Below are 24,296 nucleotides of genomic sequence, written 5' to 3'. Positions count from 1 at the left end.
CAGATTTGCCTGAATTTCGTCTTAAATAATTTTAGGCGAAGAAATACCCACGCAAGCATTAAAACCAATTTACGGGGCTTGTGTGGGTTCTTTTTTATTTCTGACATATTCTGATTTGTTCTGATAAACTCTGATTATCTCTGATTTACTCTGATTTTTGATTCACGTTGTTTTTGTACAGTCCTTTTTCTTCCAGATAAGAAATAAAATCTTCTTCCGGAATTCCGATCGCATGTGAAAAAGTTTCCACATATCTATTAAATTCATTGTGCCAGTGTTCAAAACCTTTTTGATCGTGAGATAAGAAGGCTTCACTTGCCTTGTTCCAGGCGCCTATTGTTTTATTTACAGCCGCTTCAAGGGCTTCTTTCCATTCTTCCATTGTCTTTCCTTACTGGCGGCCGGAGCCGCCGCAAATGTCAAAGCGTTGAATCGAACTTCATAACTGTTTCTATGATCTTGATCCGGTATTTCAAGTTAGAAGCCGAAGTTGTTAAGATTTCGCGTTCGCGTTTACAAGGCACAAGCGAAATCGCATAATTCACAAGTTTTTCTTCCGCCGCCTGGAATTCTTCCTTTGCCTTGCATAATTCCGCCCACAGTCCGCAGTCTTCAACGAGTGCGCCGAAGTCGTCGATTGCTTGATCCGCGATCGAATCATCGTCGATCGCCCAGGTGTGAGAAGGAACCGTTCCGTCTTCATTTACAACACCCAGGCTTTTCACAAAAGCGGCTTCCAGTTCCTTTTCCCTGGCTTCCAGCGCTTCCAGGGCCTTCTTTGTTTCAATATACTCTTTTTGTTCTCTGTTATATTTTCTTCTCATATATTTAACCTTTCCGCCAGCGGCACCAGGCCGCCGGCTTAAAAATATTATGCTGTTAATGCCGGGGCCATTGAATACTGGCCCAACGGATAAACGGTTTCGGCGTTTCTGTATTCAGAAGCCGCCTTGATGATCCGGCACTTCTGAACCTTTTCACCGTCCGAAATGGTGATTGTCTTCGTCGTTCTGGCTGTTACGGTGTAAGTCCACACACAGTCATGATCGCAGATACTACGCATTGAATAAGTTTTTCCGATTTCAAATTTCTTCATTTTTATTTACCGCCTTTCCTTAACTTCTGATTACATTATACACTTTATAGTGTAATATGTCAAGTAAAAATGTAAAGAAAAATAATAAAAATGTAAAATTATTATTTCTATATTACATTATAAAGTGTATAAAAGGCGGCACACCGGCCGCCTTTCGTTTACTGGATTGAACCGCTGACTTCCATTCGATGATCGCGAAGCTTTATCTGTTTAATTGTTTCCGGGTGATCTTCGCCGAAATTATATTTCATGTGTTCAATCATCGGATCCAGACGTTTGGCTTCTTCTTTGAAGTATTCCTTGATATACTGACGATCAATGTCTGTTCTAACTTCGATTGTCGCATGTTCTTTATTCCAGGCGTTGGCTTCAATGGATTTCATTCGATCACTCACGAATGACATAATCGGCCAGAAACAAATATTTTTCTTTGCGGTGCTTAACTGACCGTTTCTTTTTAATTTAAGAAGACAATAATCACTTCCGAGCCAGCCGAGTTCTTCCGGCGACTTTTCAACGAAGTAAAGTCCGTTATCTGTTTTGAAGTATGCGTTTTTGATTTCCACCACACAACCAGTTACCATTTCTTTTCCGTTCTTATCTAACATTTTTAATTCCTCGCTTTCCTTAACTTTGATTACATTATACACTTTATAGTGTAATATGTCAATATAAAATGTAAAGAAAACAATTAAAAAATAAAATATTTATTTCAACTTGACATTATAAAGTGTAAAATGTAAAATACATATATCAATTTAAGAAAGAAGGTGTTTTCGTGGGAATGACAACAGCCGAAAAGATCCGCCTGATTGTTGGACGTCGCGGCGTAACAATGGGAGAAGTCGCAGAAGGGACGGGGCAGACGCGCCAGAACTTTTCGAACAAATTAAAACGTGACGATTTCAAGGAATCGGAATTGTCACAGATCGCGGAATTCCTTAATTGCGAATTTAAGATCATTTTCGTGGATAAGGAATCCGGCGAAGAATTCTAAAATCAAATTGAAAGGGAAATAACATGAATTTAATAGATTTACGATATATAGACAATCTGAAAGACTTAGATCTTGACACGGTAGACATAAGCAAGCCAGCGCCGGAATTTGAGCCGAACAGACAGTTCTATTTTATGGCGAAAGCCCGTTCCTGGGTAAAGAAAAAATCCGAAGAACTGGGACGTCCCATGACCTTTTTTACTCAAACTTTCGGGTGTCCGATGAAAAAGGAACCGTCCGCTATTGGTATGATGGATTTTCCTTTGGAAAACGGAAGGATATTTACAATCCGTGGTCCATTACAAAATATCTGGACACGGGAGAATATGGAACGTACTGGGCAGACACCAGCGGAAATATGCTGATCTCCAATCTGATCCGTCGAAGTCCTGCAAAGATCAAGACGGAAATGGAAGATTTATTAAACGGCAGAGTGATCTGCACAGAATTGGATGAGCAGGTTATTTTTGAACAGCTTGGCAGAAAGCGGGGAGCCATCTGGAGTCTTATGCTTGCGAGCGGATATCTGAAAGTGGATCGGTACGAAATGGATAACCGAACAGGAAAGCGCCAGTATGATTTGAAAGTGACAAATCATGAGACAATGCTGATGTTTGAACAAATGATAGAGGACTGGTTTACAGAAGAAGATTCTGCATATGGCAATTTTAAAGATGCTCTGCTTGCCGGAGATCTGGATTATATGAACCAGTTTATGAATCAGGTAGCACTTCAGACCTTCAGCAGTTTTGACACGGGCGGAAAACCGTCAGAGGAACTCGAACCAGAAAGATTTTACCATGGATTTGTCCTTGGGCTGATTGTCGATCTGGCCGGAAAATACAGAATCACATCCAACAGAGAAAGTGGATTTGGACGGTATGACGTAGTAATGGAGCCATTGAAAGAAAACCTGGATGCGATCGTGATGGAATTTAAGGTTCAGAACACATCAAAAGAAAAGTCGCTGGAAGAGACGGTGGAGCATGCACTTCGTCAGATTCAGGAAAAACAGTATGACACAGAATTGCTTGCCAGAGGAATCACAAAGGAGCGGATCAGGCATTATGGATTTGCGTTTCGGGGGAAGAAAGTGTTGATTGGAAACTGAAATGAGAGAAAATATGAAAATCAGAAAAGCAGAACCGAAAGACCTGTCCAGAATTGCGGAAATTTTCGTGTTCAACAACCGAATCAATTATTTCCCGATTTTTCACGAGGAGGCCTATTCCTTCGGTGAAATGCAGGTAGTTCCGATGATCGACCAGTACTTTAAGAAAGAAGAAATCTTAAACCGCATCTATGTCTACGATGATGGAATTATAAGAGGTTTTACAGAAATCAATGGAACCGAAATCTGTAAACTATACGTAGATCCATGTCTGCAGAACAACGGAGTCGGCCACGGGCTGATTACCTTTGCAATTGAAAAGTTTGACGCAGACCATCTATGGGCATTGGAGAAAAACACGCGTGCCATTGCGTTTTACAACCGCCACGGATTTCAGTGGACAGGAACGAAACAGCTGGAAGCAGGAACGACAGAATATCTGATGGAATTAAGACGATGAGAGCGCGGCGTGTTTTCTGTTCTTCCTGTAAAAATTAAAGCAGGAGAAAACGGTCTTGTATTTTAATCGAATCAAGTAAGTAGCGAAGCGGATTGCGAATATCCGCTTTACTGAAGCAAAAATAGCCGAAAAGCCTGTTCTACCGTATCGGTCATATTTTCTGCCGCATTTTTCACATCCATAGCTTCTTCGAGTGAAACGACGCTCCGCAGAATCGGGAAAAAGGCATCAATTCCGGCGGCGTTGCATGCAGATGCATCCTTTGTGACACAGCCGGAGAACGCAAGGACAGGTTTGCAGTATTCTTTTGAAAGTTTTGCAACTCCGATCGGCGCTTTTCCCATCACGGTTTGTCCGTCGAGCCGTCCTTCGCCGGTGATAACAAGATCAGCATCTTTTACATCATCACGAAGTCGGGTTTCATCCAGTACGATCTGAATGCCGGGTTCCAGTGAAGCAGAAAGAAACGTCTGAAAAGCAAATCCAAGTCCGCCCGCAGCACCCGTTCCGGGAAATTCCGCGTCGACGTTCGGGAATGTTTTCCGGCAGAGTGCGGCGTAGGAGGCAAGCGATGTGTCCATACGTTTGATCATGACAGCATCCGCGCCCTTCTGCGGTCCGAAAACGGCGCTGCAGCCGTTGGAACCGCAGAGCGGATTCGTTACATCGCAGGCAATACGGAAGGTGCATTCCGAAAGTTCCGGCAGAACGTGATCTGCCGTAATCGCGGTAAGAGATTCCAGTCCGACAGCACCAAAAGGAACCTGTTTTCCTTCTGCATCGAGCAGTCCGAAACCGAGTGCCTGTAGCATACCAATACCGCCGTCATTTGTGGCACTTCCGCCGATTCCAATGATAAAGCGGTGGCAGCCATTGCGGATGGCATCGCAGATAACCTCACCGACACCGTACGTTGTGGCGTACAGCGGATTTTTCTCATCGCCGTGTACCTGCGTAATACCGGCAGCCCCCGACATCTCGATAATGGCGGTCTGCGTCCGGTCGATGATGCCATACGGGCAGATAACCTGCTTTCCGGCAGGACCGGTCACCGAAACGGAGACAAGCCGTCCGCCAAGACCTTCGGTCAGTGCCTGAACGGTACCTTCACCGCCATCGGCAAGCGGGCGCACAACCGTCTCCACCTTCGGATCGACACGATAAATCCCGGTGGCGGCCGCTGTTCCTGCCTGCAGAGAGGAAAGGCTTCCTTTAAAAGAATCAATTGCAATCACAACTTTCATCATTTTTCTCCTGATTTCAAATATTTTTCAATCCGACACTCATGCACCTTCGTCTTCTTATCATAATTAACACCAACCAGCAGAATATCCCCTGTATAAGATGCAATGGAAGCCGGGTAATGCTGTCTTTTAATCTGATCCAGTGCCGTTTCCGCATTCTTGTTCCATTTCAGTTCTACTACAAGCGCCGGAAAATCGTATCGGTATTCCGGCTTTGGCAGAAAGACAAAATCGGAAAAACCGCGCCCGGTCGGAAGTTCACGAATGGGTTTGAAGTAATATTGTATGGAACTTAAATAAGCAATCGTGAGCACACAACTGAGTGAATTTTCATTATGATACTGAATCACAGAAGTATATTCCTCATGGATCTTTCCAATTCCTGCAGCAACCGCATTTTCATCCATAGCAAGTGTAGCATCCAGAAGCTCTGCAGATTCCTGCTGAAAGGTAAGAAGTTCATTCCAGCGGTTGGAAGTAACCGCCGTCAGAAATTCCCGGCGGATTTCTTCATTTGGAATGTATGCCATCTGCGTCTGCTGATTATAGGCAAGATACCCTAGATGAATCAGCAGCGTCAGAACATCATCTTTATTCACAAAGCTGACCATATCATTTTTAAAGGAAGTAACCAGTACGGGAACTGCGGCGCCGGAAAGCATCTCCAGAATTGCTGTTTTCAATCCGTCAAAATCCATATTGATAAAAGGAACCATCGAGTCGTATGTGCTCGTCTCCGACCAATAGCTTTGGAATGTCCCATCCAGAAGCAGACTTGTTACCGCGTTTGGATTGTATACATGGTAATTTCCAAGCAGATAGCCGTCGTACCATCGTCTGACTTCCTCAAAATTTTGTCCGTATTTCTGACAGAGAGCGGAAACTTCATCTTCTGTGAATCCAATATAGGAAGCCAGCGGGCCTGGATTCAGCATGGAATACTGATGAAAATTATTTAAGGCAGACTGCGTTTTCAATTTTTTGATCGGAAGAATACCCGTGAGAAACGCAAGCTGGATATATTTCGTCGGTTCCGTCCCTTTGAACATTCCACGAAGAAAATTAATGTAATCATCCTGAATTTTCTGGTTGGAGGCCTCATCACGAATCAGGACATCCCATTCATCAATAATAATCACAAATTTCTGTCCGGTCGCCTCTTTGATCCGGGACAGAGCGTCGGGAACGGTGGAAACTTCCGGCGGAAGCTGATCTGCATAGATGGTACGCAGCTCGGCCAGTGTACATTCTGTAATGTAGGCCACAATCTGTTCCGGATCGCTGACATTCGAAAGAAACCACTGGATGTCCAGATGAATCACATCGTACTGGTTCAGATGCTTCTCAAAGTCTGCCGTCTGGCTGATCGCAAGGCCAGAAAACATCTTTCTGGAATCACAGCCCTTGCTGTAATAGGCCGCCAGCATATTTGCAGCAAATGATTTTCCAAACCGCCGCGGGCGGCTGTTGCAGATATAGCCCTGCATGGTGTCCAGAACTTTGTTGGTATACGATAAAAGTCCTGTTTTGTCCACATAGATTTCGGAATTGAGAGCAACCTGAAATGCACTGTTGTCCGGATTCACAAATCTTCCCATGATTTCACTTCCCTTCCGTTTTTTGATTATACCCCGATTTTACCATTCCCCCATCCAAATAGCAACGCACACCCCCGAAAATCCCGTAAAATCGCGGAAAAGAACCGATAAAATATGCTTTCCACTCTTGACAACGCTTACAGCCCCTAGTTATAATAAGGCATGAAAAACGATGACGAAGACAGTAGTCTGCGCGTGAACGGTCTGTGGAAAGCGAGCCGGGGATGGTGGGAGTCCGGTACAAGTAGCGGCAGGTGAACATCACTTCCAAGTTGCAGTTCTGAATCTGCGTACCCGGCGCATAAAATATAGAAAACCGGAGAGCAGTGGTAAGAAGTTGCCGGTTGTTCCCCGTTACAGGAAATGCATATGATAGTATGTAACAGGTGGTTACGATAAGTACAGCTTTCGTCCTATTACAGGGCGGGAGCTTTTTCTTATTTTACGCGAGCAAATCAAACGAGAAACTTAAGTTTCAGGAGGTACAAGCATGTACAAGAAAGTTTCAACCGACATGAACTTTGTCGAGAGAGAAAAACAGGTTGAGAAGTTCTGGGAAGACAATCAGATCTTCGAAAAAAGTATGAAAGTGCGTGAAGGAAATCCGTCCTACGTGTTCTATGACGGACCGCCGACCGCAAACGGAAAACCGCACATCGGCCACGTAGAGACCCGTGTTATCAAGGATATGATTCCGAGATACCGTACTATGAAAGGCTATCAGGTACCGAGAAAAGCAGGCTGGGATACCCACGGACTGCCGGTAGAGCTGGAAGTTGAGAAAAAACTCGGTCTGGACGGAAAAGACCAGATCGAAAAATACGGCGTAGAGCCATTCATCGAGCAGTGTAAAGAGAGCGTATGGAAATACGAGGGAATGTGGGAAGATTTCTCCCATACCGTTGGCTTCTGGGCTGATATGAAAAACCCATACGTTACGTATCATAACGATTACATCGAGTCCGAGTGGTGGGCATTAAAAGAGATCTGGAAGAAAGGTCTTCTGTACGAAGGACACAAAATCGTTCCTTACTGCCCGCGCTGCGGTACCCCGCTTTCTTCCCACGAAGTAGCGCAGGGATACAAAGATGTCAAAGAACGTTCAGCCGTTGTCCGCTTTAAAGTAAAAGGCGAGGACGCTTACATCCTGGCATGGACCACCACACCGTGGACCCTTCCGTCCAACGTTGCACTCTGCGTCAACCCGGATGAGGATTATGTAAAAGTAACAAGCAAAGGATATACCTATTATATGGCAGCTGCTCTGGTAGACACCGTTCTCGGTGAGGGCGCTGAAATCCTGGAGCATTATCAGGGCAAAGATCTTGAGTTCAAAGAGTACGAGCCGCTGTTCCCGTACGCTGAGAAGAGAATCGGAAACAAAAAAGCATACTATGTAGTCTGCGATACCTACGTAACACTGACCGATGGTACCGGTGTTGTTCATATCGCCCCTGCATTTGGTGAGGACGACTCCAAGGTCGGTCACAGATACGATCTTCCTTTCGTACAGTTAGTAAACGAAAAAGGTGAGATGACCGAGGAAACTCCGTGGGCAGGTACTTTCTGCAAGAAAGCAGATATGGCCGTTCTGCAGGCACTCGAGGATAAAGACCTTCTGTTTGATGCGCCGCTGTTCGAGCACAGCTACCCGCACTGCTGGAGATGTGATACTCCGCTGATCTACTATGCACGTGAGACCTGGTTCATCCGCATGACTGCAGTAAAAGAGGATCTGATCCGCAACAACAACACCATCAACTGGATTCCGGAGAGCATCGGAAAAGGACGCTTCGGCGACTGGCTGGAGAATGTTCAGGACTGGGGACTTTCCAGAAACCGTTACTGGGGAACTCCGCTTCCGGTATGGCAGTGTGAATGTGGCCATCAGGACTGCATCGGCAGTATCGAAGAACTGAAAGAAAAAGCCGACAACTGCCCGGATGACATCGAGCTTCACCGCCCATACATCGACGCAGTGACCATTAAGTGCCCGAAATGCGGTAAAGAGATGCACCGTGTACCGGAGGTTATCGACTGCTGGTTCGATTCCGGATCCATGCCGTTCGCACAGCATCACTATCCATTCGAGAACAAAGAAATCTTCGAGAAACAGTTCCCGGCACAGTTTATTTCCGAGGCTGTAGACCAGACACGTGGATGGTTCTACTCCCTGCTTGCAATTTCCACTCTGCTGTTCAACAAAGCACCGTACGAGAACGTTATCGTTCTTGGTCTGGTACAGGATGAGAACGGACAGAAGATGAGTAAATCCAAAGGAAATGCCGTAGATCCGTTCGACGCACTGCAGACTTATGGCGCAGATGCAATCCGCTGGTACTTCTACACCAGCAGTGCTCCGTGGCTGCCGAGCCGTTTCGCAGGCAAGACGGTAGTGGAAGGACAGAGAAAGTTCATGGGAACCCTGTGGAACACCTACGCATTCTTTGTTCTGTATGCAAACATCGACAACTTCGATGCAACAAAATACAGTCTGGAGTATGACAAGCTGGCTGTTATGGATAAATGGCTGCTGTCCCGTCTGGAATCCACTGTAAAAGCTGTAGACGACAACCTGGCAAATTACCGGATTCCGGAAGCAGCAAAAGCACTGCAGTCCTTCGTGGATGATATGAGTAACTGGTATGTACGCCGCTCCCGTGAGCGTTTCTGGGCAAAAGGCATGGAGCAGGATAAGATCAATGCTTACATGACTCTGTACACCGCACTGGTGACCGTTGCAAAAGCAGCAGCTCCGATGATTCCGTTCATGACAGAGGATATTTATCAGAACCTCGTAAAGAGCATCGATGCAAGTGCACCGGAAAGTATCCATCTGTGCGACTTCCCGGAGGTACATGAGAACTGGATCGATCCGAAGATGGAAGAGGATATGGCAGACCTGCTGGAGATCGTCGTTATGGGACGTGCCGCAAGAAACACCGCCAATATCAAAAACCGTCAGCCGATCGGAACCATGTACGTGAAGAGCGAGTTCCAGCTTTCCGAGTTCTACAAAGAGATTATCGAGGATGAGCTGAACATCAAAGAAGTTGTATTTAAAGATGACATCGCAGATTTCATCAGCTACAGCTTCAAACCGCAGATGCGTACCGTAGGACCAAAATACGGAAAACTGCTGAACAAGATCAAAGCAACCCTGTCTGAGCTGGATGGAAACAAGGCTATGGCAGAGATCAAGAGCACCGGCGAACTTAAACTTGACATCGATGGACAGGAAATTGTATTATTAGAGGAGGATTTGTTAATTGACATGGCACAGATGGAAGGCTATGTATCCGAATCCGACCATACAATCACCGTTGTTCTGGATACCAATCTGACTCCGGAACTGATCGAGGAAGGTTTTGTTCGTGAGCTGGTAAGTAAAATTCAGACCATGCGTAAAGAGGCCGGCTTTGAGGTTATGGACAAGATCAGAGTATATGCAAAAGACAACGACAAGATTGTAAGCATCATGAAAAACCATGGTGATGAAATTAAATCTGAAGTTCTGGCAGAAGAAATCGTGACTGGAGAGACAAAGGGCTATGAGAAGGAGTGGAATATCAACTCCGAAAAGGTTACCATGGCAGTAGAGCGTATCTAAGAATACTTCTGGATGCGTTTCCACGACGATCGTTAATATAAAAATCAGCCTGCGAGCGGGGATGCAGACAAGCTCTCCGCTCGCAGACTGCTATTGAGGAGGACGCAGATGTTAAACGCCGAGTTCAACAAAGAAACTTTTAAGAACAGTGTCAAAGAAAACGTAAAAATGCTGTACAGAAAAAATCTGGAAGAGGCTTCCCAGCAGGAAATTTACCAGGCAGTCTGCTACGCAGTAAAAGACGTTATTATTGACAACTGGCTGAAAACCCAGAAAGCAATGGATGAGCAGGATCCGAAGATTCTGTACTATATGTCCATGGAGTTCCTGATGGGACGTGCGCTGGGAAATAACCTGATTAACCTGACTGCATACAAACAGGTACAGGAAGCTCTTGATGAGATGGGACTGAACCTGAACCTTCTGGAGGACCAGGAGAGAGATCCTGCGCTTGGAAACGGCGGTCTTGGCCGTCTGGCAGCATGCTTCCTGGATTCCCTAGCTACACTGGGATATCCGGCATACGGCTGCGGTATCCGTTATAAATACGGTATGTTCAAACAGCAGATCCGCGACGGTTATCAGGTAGAAGTACCGGACAACTGGCTGAAACACGGCTATCCATTCGAGCTGAAACGCCCGGAATACGCAAAAGAAGTAAAATTTGGCGGATACGTAGCACAGGAGTATGATGAGGCTACCGGACGCGTAAACTTCGTACAGAAAGATTACCAGTCTGTAAACGCAATTCCTTACGATATGCCAATCGTAGGATACGACAACGATGTTGTAAACACGCTGACCATCTGGGATGCAGAGGCTATTCAGGACTTCTCCCTGGATTCCTTCGACAAAGGTGATTACCACAAAGCGGTTGAGCAGGAAAATCTTGCAAAAACCATCGTAGAGGTTCTGTATCCGAACGACAACCATTACGAAGGAAAAGAGCTGCGTCTGAAACAGCAGTATTTCTTCATTTCTGCAAGCGTACAGAGAGCAGTTGCAAAATATAAAAAACATCACGATGATATCACAAAGCTGTATGAGAAGGTTACCTTCCAGCTGAACGATACTCACCCGACCGTAGCCGTTCCGGAGCTGATGCGAATCCTCATGGACGTAGAAGGCCTTGGCTGGGATGAGGCATGGGAGATCACCACAAAGACCTGCGCATACACCAACCACACCATCATGGCAGAGGCACTCGAGAAATGGCCGGTTGACCTGTTCTCCAGACTTCTTCCGCGTATCTATCAGATCGTAGAGGAGATCAACCGCCGCTTCCTGATCCAGGTAAGAGAGCAGTACCCGGGTGATGAAGAGAAAATCCGCCAGATGGCAGTCATCTACGACGGACAGGTTCATATGGCCCGTCTGGCTATCGTAGGCGGCTATTCTGTCAACGGTGTTGCACAGCTTCATACCGAGATTCTGAAAAAACAGACCTTAAAAGACTTTTACGAGATGACTCCGGAGAAGTTCAACAATAAGACGAATGGTATCACACAGCGTCGTTTCCTGCTTCACGGAAACCCGCTCCTGGCTGACTGGGTAACCGAGTACGCCGGAGACGGCTGGATCACCGATCTGCCGAAGATCGAAAAGATCGCTAAGCTGGCAGATGACACCCAGGCACAGAAGGAATTTATGGAAATCAAATATAAAAATAAAGTTCGCCTGGCAAAATACATCAAAGAGCATAACGGCATTGATGTAGATCCGAACTCTATTTTTGACGTTCAGGTAAAGCGTCTGCATGAGTACAAACGCCAGTTTATGAACATTCTTCATATTATGTACCTGTATGACCGTCTGAAAAAGAACCCGGATATGCCGTTCTACCCAAGAACCTTCATCTTTGGAGCGAAAGCTTCCGCAGGCTATGAGCGTGCAAAAGCAATCATCAAACTGATCAATTCCGTTGGGGATGTCGTAAATAACGATCCGACCATCAAAGGAAAGATCAAAGTTGTATTTATCGAGGATTATCGTGTCAGCAACGCAGAGCTGATCTTTGCCGCTGCTGATGTTTCCGAGCAGATTTCCACCGCAAGTAAAGAGGCTTCCGGTACCGGTAACATGAAGTTCATGCTGAACGGTGCCCTGACTCTTGGAACCATGGACGGTGCAAACGTAGAGATCGTTGAGGAAGTTGGAAAAGAGAACGCCTTCATCTTCGGACTTTCCGCAGATCAGGTTATCGAATATGAGAACAACTACACCTACGATCCGATGAGCTACTTCATCCACGATCAGGACATCCACAACGTAGTGATGGATCTGATCAGCGGAAGATACTCAAACGGCGACACCATGATGTTCCGTGATCTGTATGACTCTCTGCTCACACCGAAGAATGCTCCGCGCCCGGATATGTACTTTACCCTGGCAGACTTCAAGTCCTATGCGGCAGCACAGGAGCGTGTTGAGGATAAATACAGAAATACTTCTGCATGGGCAAGAAGCGCGATCCTGAATACCGCACACAGCGGCAAATTCACATCCGACCGTACCATCCAGCAGTATGTAGATGATATCTGGCATCTGGACAAGATTACTGTCAGAAAGTAATCAGAATCAAATATAAGTAGTTAGGGGACACCTGCTTTTCCGGGGAAAACCGGAGGGGCGGGTGTTCTTTTTTTGATGCCCGCTGGAAGGATCTGCATCCCGAAAAATGCCTGCAAAACAGGCATTCTTTTGACATTCTACGGGGAGTGTGGTACACTGTTCGTGTCTATGAACTAAAACAATCTGAAATGTATTGAGGTGAAAAGATTGGATAAAGCTGAATATCAAAGCCGGCTGGAAGAGCTGAACAGTCTGGTAAAAAAAGAGGACTATGAGGGGGCACTTGCAGTTGTAGAAGCCGTTGACTGGCGGCGTGTCAAGAGTCTGCGCACGCTCGGCATGGTAGCGGATGTCTATGAGGCGAACAAACGATATCCGGAGGCGAAGAAGATTCTGCTGATGGCGTATGACCGTTCCTCCATCGGAAAGGGCATTCTGTACCGCCTGGTAGAGGTCTCCGTAAAAATGAAAGACTTTGATGAGGCGATTGACTTTTACAACGAGTTTGAAGCAGTCGCACGTCACGATAATTCCCGGTATCTGCTGAAATACAAGATTTTAAGAGGACAGAAAGCGCCGCTTGAGGAGCAGATTTCCCTTCTGGAGGAATACAAAGAGCGGGAATTTACCGAGAGATGGGCATATGAACTGGCAAACCTTTACAGCAAAGCCGGAGAGACGCAGAAATGCATCGATGCCTGTGATGAGCTGATCCTGTGGTTCAGCGAGGGCAAATATGTGACAAAGGCAATGGATCTGAAAATGAAGTACGAGCCGCTGTCACCGTCCCAGCAGATCAAATACGAGCATCGTTTTGACTACAAAAAGAATGAAGAGCCGTCCGAGGATCCGGAAGCACTTAAAGTGCGGTTAGCCGGAGAGAGCGGAGCCGGTGAAATGGCTGCGACGAAAGAGCCGGCAGAGACGCCGGAAGTAAAACCGGTAAACGGCGGTGTGATGAGCCAGTATGTGGCCGGTGAAGAAGAAAAAGAAGCCGGTTCGCCGTACGAAGCATATGAGAAAACACAGCAGGCCGAGGCAGATGCAGAGCAGGTGCAGGAGTACGAAGCACTGCAGCAGACAGAGGAGCCGATCGAGGAGATTCCGGAAGAGCAGGCGTATGCAGACAGCACGCCGACGTACCTTGGAAATACGATCGATCTTCACGCAGAGCTTGCAAAGAGCATCCGCGATGTCTTCTCCTTCCGCGGAAAGAAACAGGAAGAGACGGCAGTCGAGGAAGAGACAAGCGAAGAGCCGGTACAGTACGAAGTAAAAGATCTGGAGCCGGAGCAGCTTGATGTAAACGTAGAGGTATCCCCGGATGCCAACACGACGATCAAGACAAGACCGCAGCCAAAACCGAAGGAAAAAGCCGAGCCGGTAATGCCGAAAGCACCGAAGCCGGAGAAGAAATACGAAGAGCCGGACCTCGAAGCACTGTTCCAGGAGACCGCAGCAAACCTGTCGGAGGAAGTTGCGGAGGAAGAAGCAGAAGAGCCGGCTGAGCAGGTAGCAGAAGCCGAAACCGCAGAGCAGCCGATGGATCCGGAGTCCGAGGCAGAGGCACGGGAAGCGGCTGAGGAGCCGCAGGCGGAAGCTGAGCCGGAAGAAGCAGCAGAACCGGCAGATGAAGCGGAAACCGAAGAGATCACAGAACCGGCGGATGAGGCTGAAACCGAAGAAGCTGCAGAGCCGATGGATGAAGCTGAGATCGAAGAGATTATAGAACCGGCAGCCGAGGCTGAAATCGAAGAAGCAGAAGTTACAGAACCAGCAGTGGAAGCTGAAACAGAAGCAGCCGAGAAGGCTCAGGCGGAAGCCGAAATTGAGGAAACCGTAGAACCGGCGGAGACGCCGTCCATGGATGCAACGGTTGTCATCCCGGATCTGAAACCGGCAGAGGAGACACGGCCGACCATCGATTTTAGTGAGCTTCAGGCAGCGCTGAACGCAGAAGTGCAGGAAGCTGAAAAAGCATCGGAAATCGAACTGCCGGACGAGCCGGAAACTGCGGAAGCAGAACCTGCTGATGAGCCGGAAAGCGAAACAGAGCCGGAAACCCCGGCCGAGACTGAGCCAGCCGATCCGTTTGAGCCGGCAGGAACCCAGCCGATCGAGATTACCCCGGAGGAAATCGAAATCGAAGTTCCGACCGAGCCAAAGCGTGAGCGCGTATCCGATGCGACGATCAACATGAGCATCGAAAAAACAACGGATGCCACCGTTCAGCTGATCCGCGACAACATTCCGGAAGGAACTGTTGCGAAATCGATTGAAGAGGTGCTCCGCGAGGAGACGCCGGAGGAGGCAAGACTCCGCATCCTGAACGACACCCAGCCGGATAAGCTGAGTGATGAGCAGAAAGCGCTGTTTACTTACTTTGCGAAAGTTCCAGGCATGGATATCCAGATTCTGGATGCAATGCATGGTGTTTATCATTACGCAGGCGACCGTACTTCCCGTCATGGAAACATTGCCATTATGGGCGGATACGGTACTGGAAAAACGAAGCTGTCGGAGGATCTCGTCCGTGCAATCTGTGCTGACTTAAAACTTCCGGCAACGAAGATGGCCCGTCTGGATGCATCTGTTCTGAACAAAAAGGACTGTGCGCAGATTGTTTCAAAGCTGGCGGGAGGTTTCCTCCTGATCGAGCGTGCCGGTCTGATGTACCCGGAGACGATCGAGAAGCTGTCGCAGGCAATGGATTTCCGTACAGACAGTCTGGTTCTGATCATCGAGGATGAGAAGGTCAGCATGAGAGGTCTTCTGCGGAATTACCCTGATTTTGCGAAGAAGTTTGAGACGGTCATTTCGATTCCTGTTTTCACGAACGACGAGCTGGTTACGTTTGCCCGCACGTATGCGCGTGAGAATGGATACAAGATGGACGAGATGGGTGTGCTTGCTCTGTATACACAGATTGGCAACAATCAGAAGGAGGGCGAGCCGATGACGATTTCACAGGTCAAAGATATGGTGGATCGTGCCATCGCCCATGCAGAAAAGGGAACCCGTAAATTCGGAAGACGCATGTCCAGAAAGCATACCGATGCGGACGACCGCGTGATTCTTTACGAGAAAGACTTTGAGTTCTAAATACATGGAGAATTTATGGAGAAAGTAAAACCGTGGCTCGGGGAGCCGCAGAATACCATAGCCGTACTGCAGAAGTACGGCTTTGTATTTCAGAAAAAGTATGGTCAGAATTTTCTGATCGATCCACATGTGCTGGATAAGATTGTAGCCGCTGCAGGTATCGGACCGGACGATTTTGTTGTGGAAATCGGACCTGGTATCGGTACGCTGACGCAGTATCTTGCGTATGCTGCGCGGAGTGTGTGTGCGGTGGAAATTGACAAGAATCTGATCCCGATTCTGGAGGATACGCTGTCGGATTATGATAATGTTGAGGTTATCAACAATGATGTTTTGAAGGTGGATCTGGCGGCGCTGGCGAAGGAGAAGAACAACGGACGGCCGATCAAGGTTGTGGCGAATCTTCCGTATTATATTACGACGCCGATTATTATGGGATTATTTGAGAATCATGTGCCGGTGGATTCGATTACGGTTATGGTTCAGAAGGAGGTTGCGGACCGGATGCAGACGGGGCCGGGATCGAAGGATTACGGGGCGCTGTCGCTGGCGGTGCAGTATTATGCGGAGCCGTATATTGTGGCGAATGTGCCGCCGAACTGTTTTATGCCGCGGCCGAAGGTTGGAAGTGCGGTGATCCGGCTGACGCGTCATGAGGTGATGCCGGTGGAGACGAAGGATGAGAAGTTGATGTTCTCCATTATTCGGGCGTCGTTTAATCAGAGACGGAAGACGCTGGCGAACGGACTGAAAAATTCGGAGCTGCTGCATTTTTCGAAAGAGGAGATTGAGGCTGCAATCACAGCCTGCGGCTGGCCGCTTACGATTCGTGGGGAGGCATTGAATTTACAGGAGTTTGCGCGGTTGACGGATGAATTGTGTAAATAGAGGGGACGCCTCGCCGTCGCCCGTCCGCCCTCGCGTGATGCGCATGGCAGCGGTGGAAAAGCGGGGGAAAAACGTAGAAAAAATGGAGGTCTTTCGACAGACACCGGCATTATTCGCCAGGAAAGCCTGATGCTTTCCCAGCTCAGAATGCCTTGAAATCTGGTGTTGAGCACCAGATTTCAGTCTCTCGAAAGGCCTCCATTTTTTCTGGTTTTTCCTGCCCGCTTTTCCAATGCTGCCATGCCGCATCACGCAAGGACGGACGGGCGGCGGCGAGGCTGGTAGTGGGGGCGGGAGGGGAGGTCTGGATCCGCCCGGATGGGCGGATCGGCGTGAGATTGTTGTGAGGAAGATGGGAGAAAATGAGAAAAAGGCATGAAAAAAAGCACCGTTGGCGAAACAGTGCTTTCTTTCATTTTTATTTTTAAAGGAAGGAGAGCCGATTTTCTAATCGGCAATATGAAAAAGAAAATTGTGTAAATAATGTTGGCATTCATTATTTATGCTTTTAGTATACGGGTAAATTATGTTGAAAGCGTGTTCATGTTGTAAAAAAATCATGAACAAATTGTGACTATTCAGAGCCATGCGAAATTTCAGAACAAATTGCGAATCATGCTTGCATGAATGAGTACTTTTTTCTGAAATTTCATATGGCGAGAAGCCACATCAAGATGCAGCGCAGCGGAATCGAGATGGGGCTCTGAACAGGGACTTATTTCTGAGTTACAGGTCCAGCAGCTTAAAGGTGGAAATTCCGAGGAAGTTCCGGGAGCAGAGGCTGATTCCGCCCATGAGGACGGAGACATCCTGCAGGTGAGCCGGGAGGACGTGGAGGTACCAGCGGAGGCGGTTCTGGATTCCGGAGGTGATTTCGTCGATCAGACCTGGGATGTAGTTGGTGAAGGAGCTGTTGATGACGATGACGTCCGGGTTGAAGGTGTGGAGAACCGTGTTCAGGCTGATTCCGATGTAGTGGGTGAAATCCTGCATTACTTTGAGGGCGTTGGGGTTGCCTTCCTGGTAATACTGGATGAAGCGTTCGACGGAGACGTTTTCTAAGCCTTCGGCGGCGGCAAAATCGTTTAGGACGGAGGCTTCGGAGATGTACTGTTCGAGGCAGCCGTGGTTGCCGCAGGGGCAGGGCCGGCCATCGGGGAAGAGGATGGTGTGGCCGAATTCGCCGGCGTAGCCGTTCTGGCCGGTGTAGAGTTCGCCGTCAATGAGGATTCCCATGCCGACGCCTTCGTGGATGTTCAGGAAGATCATATTTTTAAAGTGCTCTGCGCAGGCGGCTTCGCCGATGACGGAGAGGTTGGCTTCATTTTCTACGATGACAGGAACCTGAAATTCTTCTTCGAGGTAGTTTTTCAGGTTGGAGTGTTTCAGATCGTAGTAGGGTGTGAATAAAACGAGGTCGTCGCAGACGACGCCGTAGATTCCGATGGAGATTCCGACGAGGCCGCACGGAGTCTTGGGGAGGTCGGATTTGGTTTTGTGGAGGAGGGAAATCAGGTATTCCTCCAGTGAGAGGGATGGATCAATCGGGTATTCTTTTACAGTACATGATTTTCCCTTCAGATCTCCGGTGAGAATGGTGATCTTTTTTACGCCGAGATCGACGGCGATGATGGAACCGCAGCGATTATTAAAAGTAAGCAGAATCGGTTTTCGACCCATGGAAGTTTTTTCGGCGCTGCCGAGTTCTATGACGAGCTGGCGGTCGAGCAGTTCCTGGACGATGGTGGATACGGTTGCTTTTGTCAGATGCAGCATTTTCGCCAGATCTGCGCGGGAAAGCGGCGGATGGTTGGCGATTGCCTCGAGAACCAGGGCGCGGTTCATGTCTCGTATATATTCCTGATTTCCGGTACTCATAAAAAATCCTCCATTCTGCCGCATTGGCTGTACATCAATCTTAACATAAATGAGAGAGAAATGACAGGGAAAATCGGGGATGGGCAATACGAATAGAAAAATTAACGGAGAAAAACGATTTCTAGACAGAGTAGAGAGTAAGGGACAGAATTAGAAATAAAATATGTGATAAATACACAAAGAAAGTATAAAATAATTCTAAAAAATGTACAAATTCACAGAAGATTCACTGCACGTTCATAATCTGTTCATAATTAATTGGTATAGTTATCTCAGTTCCAAAGGAACAGCGTGTATGCAATCACTACACAATTAAGATTTTTTCATAATAATAGCCCAGGCACCGAGAGGTTCCTGGGCACTCCTCGTTTTTGGGGAATTTTTGATCTTGGGACAGACGGAAATCTGTGTAGACAGGGTAGTGATCTTTTTCTTGACTTTTGCGAGAAGCAGCCTTATAGTATAAATATAATAACAATTACTGTTATCGAAAGATACGAAAGGAAAAAAACTATGTCAACACTCAAGTATAGCAGACAAAGAGAAAGCATCAAAGTCTGCCTTCAGGGGCGAAAGGATCACCCGACCGCAGATATGCTCTATACCGATGTACGGAAAGAATTTCCCAATATCAGTCTTGGCACAGTATACCGGAACCTGTCTCTTCTTTCTGAATTAGGAGAGATCAAGCGTCTTACAACAGGAGATGGCCCGGACCGGTTCGATGGAGATACTTCCACGCATCACCATTTCATTTGCAGAAAATGTCACTGCGTGACAGACCTTACAATGCGTGACATCAGCGAAATCAAGAACGTAGCAGCGGAAAATTTCAGAGGTACGATCGAAGATTACTCTGTGAATTTTTACGGCATCTGCGAGAACTGCAAAAATCACCCGGGGAACGTATAGCATCCCCAGGAAGAAAGAAAAAATTAAAAATAGGCATTGACAAAAAGGGAAGCTTATGTTAAAGTAATATCAGTAACAGTTACTAATATCAAAAATAAAAAACTGTTATAAACCACAAAATTGGAAATGATAAAATTAAATACACAACAAAAAGAAAGGAAAGAAAGACTATGAAAAAATTTGTATGCAGCGTATGTGGATATGTTTATGAAGGAGCAGAAGCACCGGAAGTCTGTCCGATCTGTAAAGCACCGAAAGAGAAATTTATCGAGCAGGGCGAGGATCTGACCTGGGCAGCAGAGCATGTAGTTGGCGTAGCATCCGATGTTCCGGAAGATATCAAAAAAGACCTGAGAGCCAATTTCGAGGGCGAGTGCTCCGAGGTTGGTATGTACCTGGCAATGTCCAGAGTAGCATTCCGCGAGGGATATCCGGAAGTAGGTCTGTACTATGAAAAAGCAGCTTACGAAGAAGCAGAGCACGCAGCAAAATTCGCAGAGCTTCTCGGCGAAGTCGTAACCGACAGCACCAAGAAAAATCTGCAGATGCGTGTAGAGGCAGAGAACGGAGCAACCGCTGGCAAAACAGATCTTGCAAAACGTGCCAAAGCCCTGAATCTCGATGCAATCCATGACACCGTGCATGAGATGGCAAGAGACGAAGCTAGACACGGAAAAGCATTCGCTGGTCTGCTGGCTAGATATTTCGGTAAATAATCAGGAAACCTTTTTGGGGGGCGGAATAAAATCTGCCCTCCTTTTTCCGTTGTTTACAATTTTTACTTGGGATTGCGAACTTGTTTCGAATTACCTGTTGTTTACAAATGAACATAGAAAGAAAAAGCGAGGTTTTCACCATGGAAAAACAGACAGGCTGTGTCCACATCTACTGTGGGGATGGAAAAGGAAAGACGACTTGTGGTATGGGACTCTGCACGCGTGCGGCAGGGTATGGATACCGTGTTTTGATTTATCAGTTTATGAAAGATAACAGCACGAGCGAGCGGAAGGTGCTCTTACTGTCGCCGAATGTGACGTTTGTGCCGGGGCAGGACAAGATAAAGTTTTCGTTTCTGATGACACCGGAGGAGAAGGCAGAGCAGAAACGGTATTATGAAGAGCAGTTTCAGAAAGTGACAGAAAAAGCAGTTCAGGAAGAATACGATGTACTGTTTCTGGACGAGCTGGTTTATACGATTGGAAGCAAACTGTTTGATGAGCAGCTCCTTCTGGATTTTCTGGATCACAAGCCGGAGAAGCTGGAAGTGATTCTGACCGGGCAGGGACCGTCGGAGGCGCTGATTGAGCGGGCGGACTATGTTTCGGAGCTGAAAAAAATCAAGCATCCGTTTGACAAGGGTCTTGCGGCAAGAGATGGAATCGAGCGGTAACGATGAAAAAACAAGAAAAAAGATACTGTTTTGAGGGGAAGATGATTCCATGCAGAACAGTATCTTTTTCTTGATTTTGCGGGCAATGAACCAAAATCTGTGATGGAACAAGTTTTTGGTGATTGCCGCGATAACCTGAGAAGTATCTGGAAGCCGCTGTAAGACAGAAAATAACGTTATTATTTCGCACCGCGATCCGCAATCATTTTCGTGGATTTCTTCACGCAGTACAGACATGTCGGTGCGATATAGCAGCAGGCGGCGAGCCACGCAGCCTGATCCGCAAAGCAGATTGCGGTGAAGCCAAACGCACCGACAAATCCCAGGCAGACAATCGTTCGTGCCAGCATCTCCATTACGCCGGAGAAAACGGCTCTTCCCGAGTAGCCAAGTCCCTGCGTTACCATACGGCAGACATTCAAAATACCAAGCATCCAGTAGAAAAATCCGAGGCAGCGCAGATATTTTGCCGAAGCGTTGATTGCTTCAAAAGCAGAGCTGACAATAAAGAGCTTTGTCAGCGGCCGTCCGAACAGAATCATGATGACACCCGCAAACGCACCATAGCCGACACCGACAAGCACACCCTGGCGGAGTCCCTGATGGATTCGCTTTGACTGGCCGGCTCCGAGATTCTGACTGCAGAAGACGGAAGCCGCGGTACTGATCGCATCAAACGGGCACATCATAAACTGTTTGATTTTCATAGCAGCTGTGAACGCCGAAACATAAACACTGCCAAGTCCATTATTCGCTGACTGCATTACCATACTGCCGATTGCCGTGATCGAAAACTGCAGTCCCGTCGGAATGCCCATTGCGAGGAGTTCCTGCGCGGCATCCTTTCGCAGAGTGCGGTTTTCCTTTGTCGGAAGCAGGAGCTTTACCTTACGGGAAATAAAAAACAGACATAAAAGTCCGCTGATCGCCTGGGCGGAAATCGTCGCAATCGCCGCGCCTGCGCACCCCAGATGCAGAATGATAATACAGAACAGGTCGAGGAAAATATTCAGAATTGCCGAAAATGCCAGAAACAGAAACGGTGTGCGGCTGTCCCCGACGGCGCGCAGGATGCTGGAAAGATAATTGTACAGAATCGAAAACGGAATTCCGAGGAAAATCACAAGCTGATATGCGTAAGCATCCGCGAAAATATCGGACGGAACCGACAGCAGGTGCAGAATCGGTGCACAGAGTAAACTGCAGAGTGTGGTCAGAATGGCCGCAATCAGGACAGCAAGTGCAGCACCATTAAAAATATAATCGCGCATTTTATCAAGCTTTCCGGCGCCGAAATACTTGGCAACCGGGACACTGAATCCCGTGCAGCTTCCCATACAGAAGCCGAGCACCAGAAACTGTACACTGCTGCTTGCACCGACGCTGGCGAGTGCCTCCGGGCCAAGTGCCTGGCCGACAATCGCCGCATCAATGATGTTATACGTCTGCTGCAGCAGATTTCCGATGAGAAGCGGAAAGGCAAACGAGAGCATCAGCTTTACCGGATTTCCCTTTACCATAGATGTTGCCATAAAAAACGCCTCCCCTGCTTAATATGCACGTGAATTATAAACGAGCGCCGTCTTATTCAGGTTCTGGATCATGAAATAGTCGGCAACGAGCTGGCCAATTCCGCCGGTCAGGTAGCCGAGCAGCGTCCACAGAAGAATGGCGGAACCGTTTTCCTCAATCATCACACCGTAGCGGTCGTAGGATTCGCGGTACATGCGGTTCGCTTGTTTGTAACGCCAGTAAACGCCGTAAATTCCACAGGTAACCCAGGACAGAAGCAGCACGATAATGTAGTTTGGGCTGTCTTCGCCGTCACCGTAAAAGATGGTGTTCAGGTCTTCCACATAAACATACCAGAAGTAGATCGAGTAGAGTCCGCACGTCAGAAATGTGAGCAGAAGATAGAACCAGAAACTGCGGTTGTCTTTTACATTCATTTGTAAATACCCCCTTTAATTAAGATAGAACCATTGTAGCACGCGCCCGAGAGAAGGGTCAATAGAAAGGAGCGGGTCGTGGTAATAAATGCGCCAGGCATAAACGGCGAGAAGCAGCACGACAAGCACCGTAATGATCCCCTTTTTAAAACGCCGAAGTCCCGCCGTCTGTTCCGGCCCGAAGAAGAGCCATATCCCTGCGGGCAGTACGGCATAGACGAGCGGATGCATCCGAAATGCCGCCCGAAAATGACCGGAGAGCATTAACAGTACCGCGCGGCTCATTCCGCAGCCCGGGCAGGAAATGCCGGTGGAAAACCGGATCGGACAGCCGATGCCTGTGAGGGTGATGAAGGCGACGTAAACGCCGAGGAGCAGGCAGAAGAAAAAGAAATCGCGGCAGCGTTTCTTCAGAAAAGAAAGATACGCGCTGCCGCGGCCGGGATCACGTTTCATGGAGTTTGGTGACGGCGTATTCATATAAAGCCTCCTTGCGCTCGCTGTCGGTCGTGAGAAAATGCGAGTACAGAACGTCGATCATAACGAGAATCGGGAACTGCGGAGAGATTGCGCCGCCGTTTTTCAGATGCTCTTTGACCGCAAGCAGCAGGACTTCATCGCAGAAGGCATCGTAATCGCTGGAGCTGCGGGAAGTAAAGAGAATGGTAGAGGCTCCCTTTTCCTTTGCGGCTCCGAGCGCACGCAGCACCTCCGGTGTCTGTCCGCTGACGGTAATGCCGATTGCAGCGCAGCTCTCATTGAGCAGAACGGCATTCATTTTCATGATGTGAATGTCGGTAATTGCTTCAATATCCACGCCTGCAAGCATAAAACGCAGCTTCATTTCCTGGGCGGAAAGTCCGGAGCTTCCAAGACCGTAGACATACACCCGACGCTTCGAAGTGAGAATATGGCAGATGCGGTCAATCTGCGCGCGGTCGGCGAGCGAGTAGCTTTTATTCAGCAGCTCCTGATACGTATTCAGCACCTGTTTGATGTGATCGTCCGTGCCAGGCAGTGCGGCGTTCAGGCCTTCCTGGTAACGGTAGACAAATTCGCGGTAGCCCGTGTAGCCGCATTTTTTCGCAAAGCGGGAGAGCGAAGCCTCCGAAACATAGAGCAGTTCCGAAACGTGGCGCGCGGACAGATCCGACTCGTCGGTATTATGAATAAAAAAATCTGCTACCGTCCGTTCCAGGGGAGTGAACGAGGGATAGACAGACTCAATGACAGGAATAATCGATTTTTCAAAGTGTTCCATGGAACGTAAGTCCTCCTGGTATCTGTAAATATCTGAAAAAAATTCAGATCAGTTCTTGCTTTATTGTATCACAGGCAGAGTGGTGAATCAACTTTCAATTGTGTGTGAATTGCACGGGAAAGCGGGCGGAAAAATGGAAAGAACTTTAATGACGTGAAAGTAATTTCTAAAATATAAAAATAGTTGAAAATAAAATCAACATAAATTATAATCAGAACAGATCAAAGAA

The 24,296-nt window shown here is 47.6% G+C and carries 21 protein-coding genes; 10 read left to right on the top strand and 11 right to left on the bottom strand.

Translation table 11 applies throughout. The features are described from left to right. Nucleotides 1-145 precede the first annotated feature (145 nt). From DWX32_RS09640 to DWX32_RS09625, 4 genes are all read right to left on the bottom strand, one after another. Nucleotides 146-382, bottom strand: coding sequence for a hypothetical protein (locus DWX32_RS09640; protein ID WP_118659764.1), 237 nt, complete (start codon nucleotides 380-382; stop codon nucleotides 146-148). Nucleotides 383-419: 37 nt separating this feature from the next. Then, a complete protein-coding gene (locus DWX32_RS09635; protein ID WP_118659762.1) occupies nucleotides 420-824 on the bottom strand; it encodes a hypothetical protein in 405 nt (134 codons plus the stop codon). A 47-nt stretch (nucleotides 825-871) separates the two neighbouring features. Continuing rightward, on the bottom strand, nucleotides 872-1,096 hold the full coding sequence (locus DWX32_RS09630) for a hypothetical protein (protein ID WP_118659760.1): 225 nt from the start codon (nucleotides 1,094-1,096) through the stop codon (nucleotides 872-874). Nucleotides 1,097-1,254: 158 nt separating this feature from the next. After that, on the bottom strand, nucleotides 1,255-1,704 hold the full coding sequence (locus DWX32_RS09625; RefSeq protein ID WP_118659758.1) for a hypothetical protein: 450 nt from the start codon (nucleotides 1,702-1,704) through the stop codon (nucleotides 1,255-1,257). A gap of 176 nt (nucleotides 1,705-1,880) precedes the next feature. Between DWX32_RS09625 and DWX32_RS09620 the strand changes: the two genes are divergently transcribed. The 3 genes from DWX32_RS09620 (at nucleotide 1,881) to DWX32_RS09605 (ending at nucleotide 3,664) form a co-directional block, all read left to right on the top strand. Continuing rightward, on the top strand, nucleotides 1,881-2,093 hold the full coding sequence (locus DWX32_RS09620) for a helix-turn-helix domain-containing protein (RefSeq protein ID WP_118659965.1): 213 nt from the start codon (nucleotides 1,881-1,883) through the stop codon (nucleotides 2,091-2,093). A gap of 214 nt (nucleotides 2,094-2,307) precedes the next feature. After that, nucleotides 2,308-3,204 carry a PD-(D/E)XK nuclease domain-containing protein gene (locus tag DWX32_RS09610; RefSeq protein ID WP_243037578.1) on the top strand — a complete coding sequence of 299 codons (897 nt, stop codon included), beginning with the start codon at nucleotides 2,308-2,310 and terminating at the stop codon, nucleotides 3,202-3,204. Nucleotides 3,205-3,217: 13 nt separating this feature from the next. Further along, nucleotides 3,218-3,664: a GNAT family N-acetyltransferase gene (locus DWX32_RS09605; RefSeq protein WP_118659963.1), complete on the top strand. Its 447-nt coding sequence runs from the start codon at nucleotides 3,218-3,220 to the stop codon at nucleotides 3,662-3,664. A 107-nt stretch (nucleotides 3,665-3,771) separates the two neighbouring features. Here the strand turns inward: DWX32_RS09605 and DWX32_RS09600 are convergent, their stop codons facing one another. Next, entirely contained in the window at nucleotides 3,772-4,908 is a 1,137-nt protein-coding gene (locus DWX32_RS09600; RefSeq protein ID WP_118659756.1) for a glycerate kinase family protein, read from the bottom strand. After that, nucleotides 4,908-6,506, bottom strand: a complete 1,599-nt coding sequence (locus DWX32_RS09595) for an AAA family ATPase (RefSeq protein ID WP_117814370.1) — start codon at nucleotides 6,504-6,506, stop codon at nucleotides 4,908-4,910. The genes DWX32_RS09600 and DWX32_RS09595 overlap by 1 nt, the downstream gene beginning before the upstream one ends. 490 nt (nucleotides 6,507-6,996) lie before the next feature. Between DWX32_RS09595 and ileS the strand changes: the two genes are divergently transcribed. The 4 genes from ileS (at nucleotide 6,997) to rsmA (ending at nucleotide 16,677) form a co-directional block, all read left to right on the top strand. Continuing rightward, a complete protein-coding gene (ileS, locus tag DWX32_RS09590; protein WP_118659754.1) occupies nucleotides 6,997-10,116 on the top strand; it encodes an isoleucine--tRNA ligase in 3,120 nt (1,039 codons plus the stop codon). A gap of 108 nt (nucleotides 10,117-10,224) precedes the next feature. Then, nucleotides 10,225-12,687 carry a glycogen/starch/alpha-glucan phosphorylase gene (locus DWX32_RS09585; protein WP_118659752.1) on the top strand — a complete coding sequence of 821 codons (2,463 nt, stop codon included), beginning with the start codon at nucleotides 10,225-10,227 and terminating at the stop codon, nucleotides 12,685-12,687. Between the two features lie 207 nt (nucleotides 12,688-12,894). Then, the gene (locus tag DWX32_RS09580; protein ID WP_118640501.1) at nucleotides 12,895-15,789 is read left to right on the top strand and encodes a hypothetical protein; all 2,895 of its coding nucleotides are present in this window, start codon (nucleotides 12,895-12,897) and stop codon (nucleotides 15,787-15,789) included. Nucleotides 15,790-15,804: 15 nt separating this feature from the next. Continuing rightward, nucleotides 15,805-16,677 carry a 16S rRNA (adenine(1518)-N(6)/adenine(1519)-N(6))-dimethyltransferase RsmA gene (rsmA, locus tag DWX32_RS09575; protein ID WP_022461748.1) on the top strand — a complete coding sequence of 291 codons (873 nt, stop codon included), beginning with the start codon at nucleotides 15,805-15,807 and terminating at the stop codon, nucleotides 16,675-16,677. Nucleotides 16,678-17,403: 726 nt separating this feature from the next. Here the strand turns inward: rsmA and DWX32_RS09570 are convergent. Then, the gene (locus DWX32_RS09570; RefSeq protein ID WP_118640500.1) at nucleotides 17,404-18,555 is read right to left on the bottom strand and encodes an ROK family transcriptional regulator; all 1,152 of its coding nucleotides are present in this window, start codon (nucleotides 18,553-18,555) and stop codon (nucleotides 17,404-17,406) included. A 513-nt stretch (nucleotides 18,556-19,068) separates the two neighbouring features. Here DWX32_RS09570 and DWX32_RS09565 point away from each other — a divergent pair. From DWX32_RS09565 to DWX32_RS09555, 3 genes are all read left to right on the top strand, one after another. Continuing rightward, nucleotides 19,069-19,467 (top strand): Fur family transcriptional regulator, encoded by a 399-nt coding sequence (locus DWX32_RS09565; protein WP_022462913.1) that lies wholly within the window; start codon nucleotides 19,069-19,071, stop codon nucleotides 19,465-19,467. A gap of 170 nt (nucleotides 19,468-19,637) precedes the next feature. Then, a complete protein-coding gene (locus tag DWX32_RS09560) occupies nucleotides 19,638-20,183 on the top strand; it encodes an NADH peroxidase (RefSeq protein WP_022462914.1) in 546 nt (181 codons plus the stop codon). A 140-nt stretch (nucleotides 20,184-20,323) separates the two neighbouring features. Further along, complete coding sequence (locus tag DWX32_RS09555) at nucleotides 20,324-20,857, top strand: cob(I)yrinic acid a,c-diamide adenosyltransferase (RefSeq protein WP_022462915.1); 534 nt, start codon at nucleotides 20,324-20,326, stop codon at nucleotides 20,855-20,857. A 179-nt stretch (nucleotides 20,858-21,036) separates the two neighbouring features. On the opposite strand, the gene DWX32_RS09550 is transcribed toward DWX32_RS09555, so the two are convergent. Genes DWX32_RS09550 through DWX32_RS09535 form a run of 4 tightly spaced genes read right to left on the bottom strand, consistent with a single transcriptional unit; the run spans nucleotide 21,037 to nucleotide 24,067 of the window. Continuing rightward, on the bottom strand, nucleotides 21,037-22,389 hold the full coding sequence (locus DWX32_RS09550; protein WP_117761354.1) for an MATE family efflux transporter: 1,353 nt from the start codon (nucleotides 22,387-22,389) through the stop codon (nucleotides 21,037-21,039). Between the two features lie 18 nt (nucleotides 22,390-22,407). After that, nucleotides 22,408-22,806, bottom strand: a complete 399-nt coding sequence (locus DWX32_RS09545) for a DUF4234 domain-containing protein (protein WP_022462917.1) — start codon at nucleotides 22,804-22,806, stop codon at nucleotides 22,408-22,410. Between the two features lie 15 nt (nucleotides 22,807-22,821). Beyond that, nucleotides 22,822-23,286, bottom strand: coding sequence for a DUF2752 domain-containing protein (locus DWX32_RS09540; RefSeq protein WP_117761353.1), 465 nt, complete (start codon nucleotides 23,284-23,286; stop codon nucleotides 22,822-22,824). Next, nucleotides 23,252-24,067 (bottom strand): MurR/RpiR family transcriptional regulator, encoded by an 816-nt coding sequence (locus DWX32_RS09535; protein ID WP_022462919.1) that lies wholly within the window; start codon nucleotides 24,065-24,067, stop codon nucleotides 23,252-23,254. The genes DWX32_RS09540 and DWX32_RS09535 overlap by 35 nt, the downstream gene beginning before the upstream one ends. Between the last annotated feature and the right edge of the window lie 229 nt (nucleotides 24,068-24,296).

The sequence above is a fragment of the Blautia sp. AF19-13LB genome (genome assembly GCF_003479105.1).
GTDB lineage: Bacteria > Bacillota > Clostridia > Lachnospirales > Lachnospiraceae > Fusicatenibacter > Fusicatenibacter saccharivorans.
The sequence above is the reverse complement of the archived record's forward strand: the minus strand, read 5'-3'. Positions and strand labels throughout refer to the sequence as shown.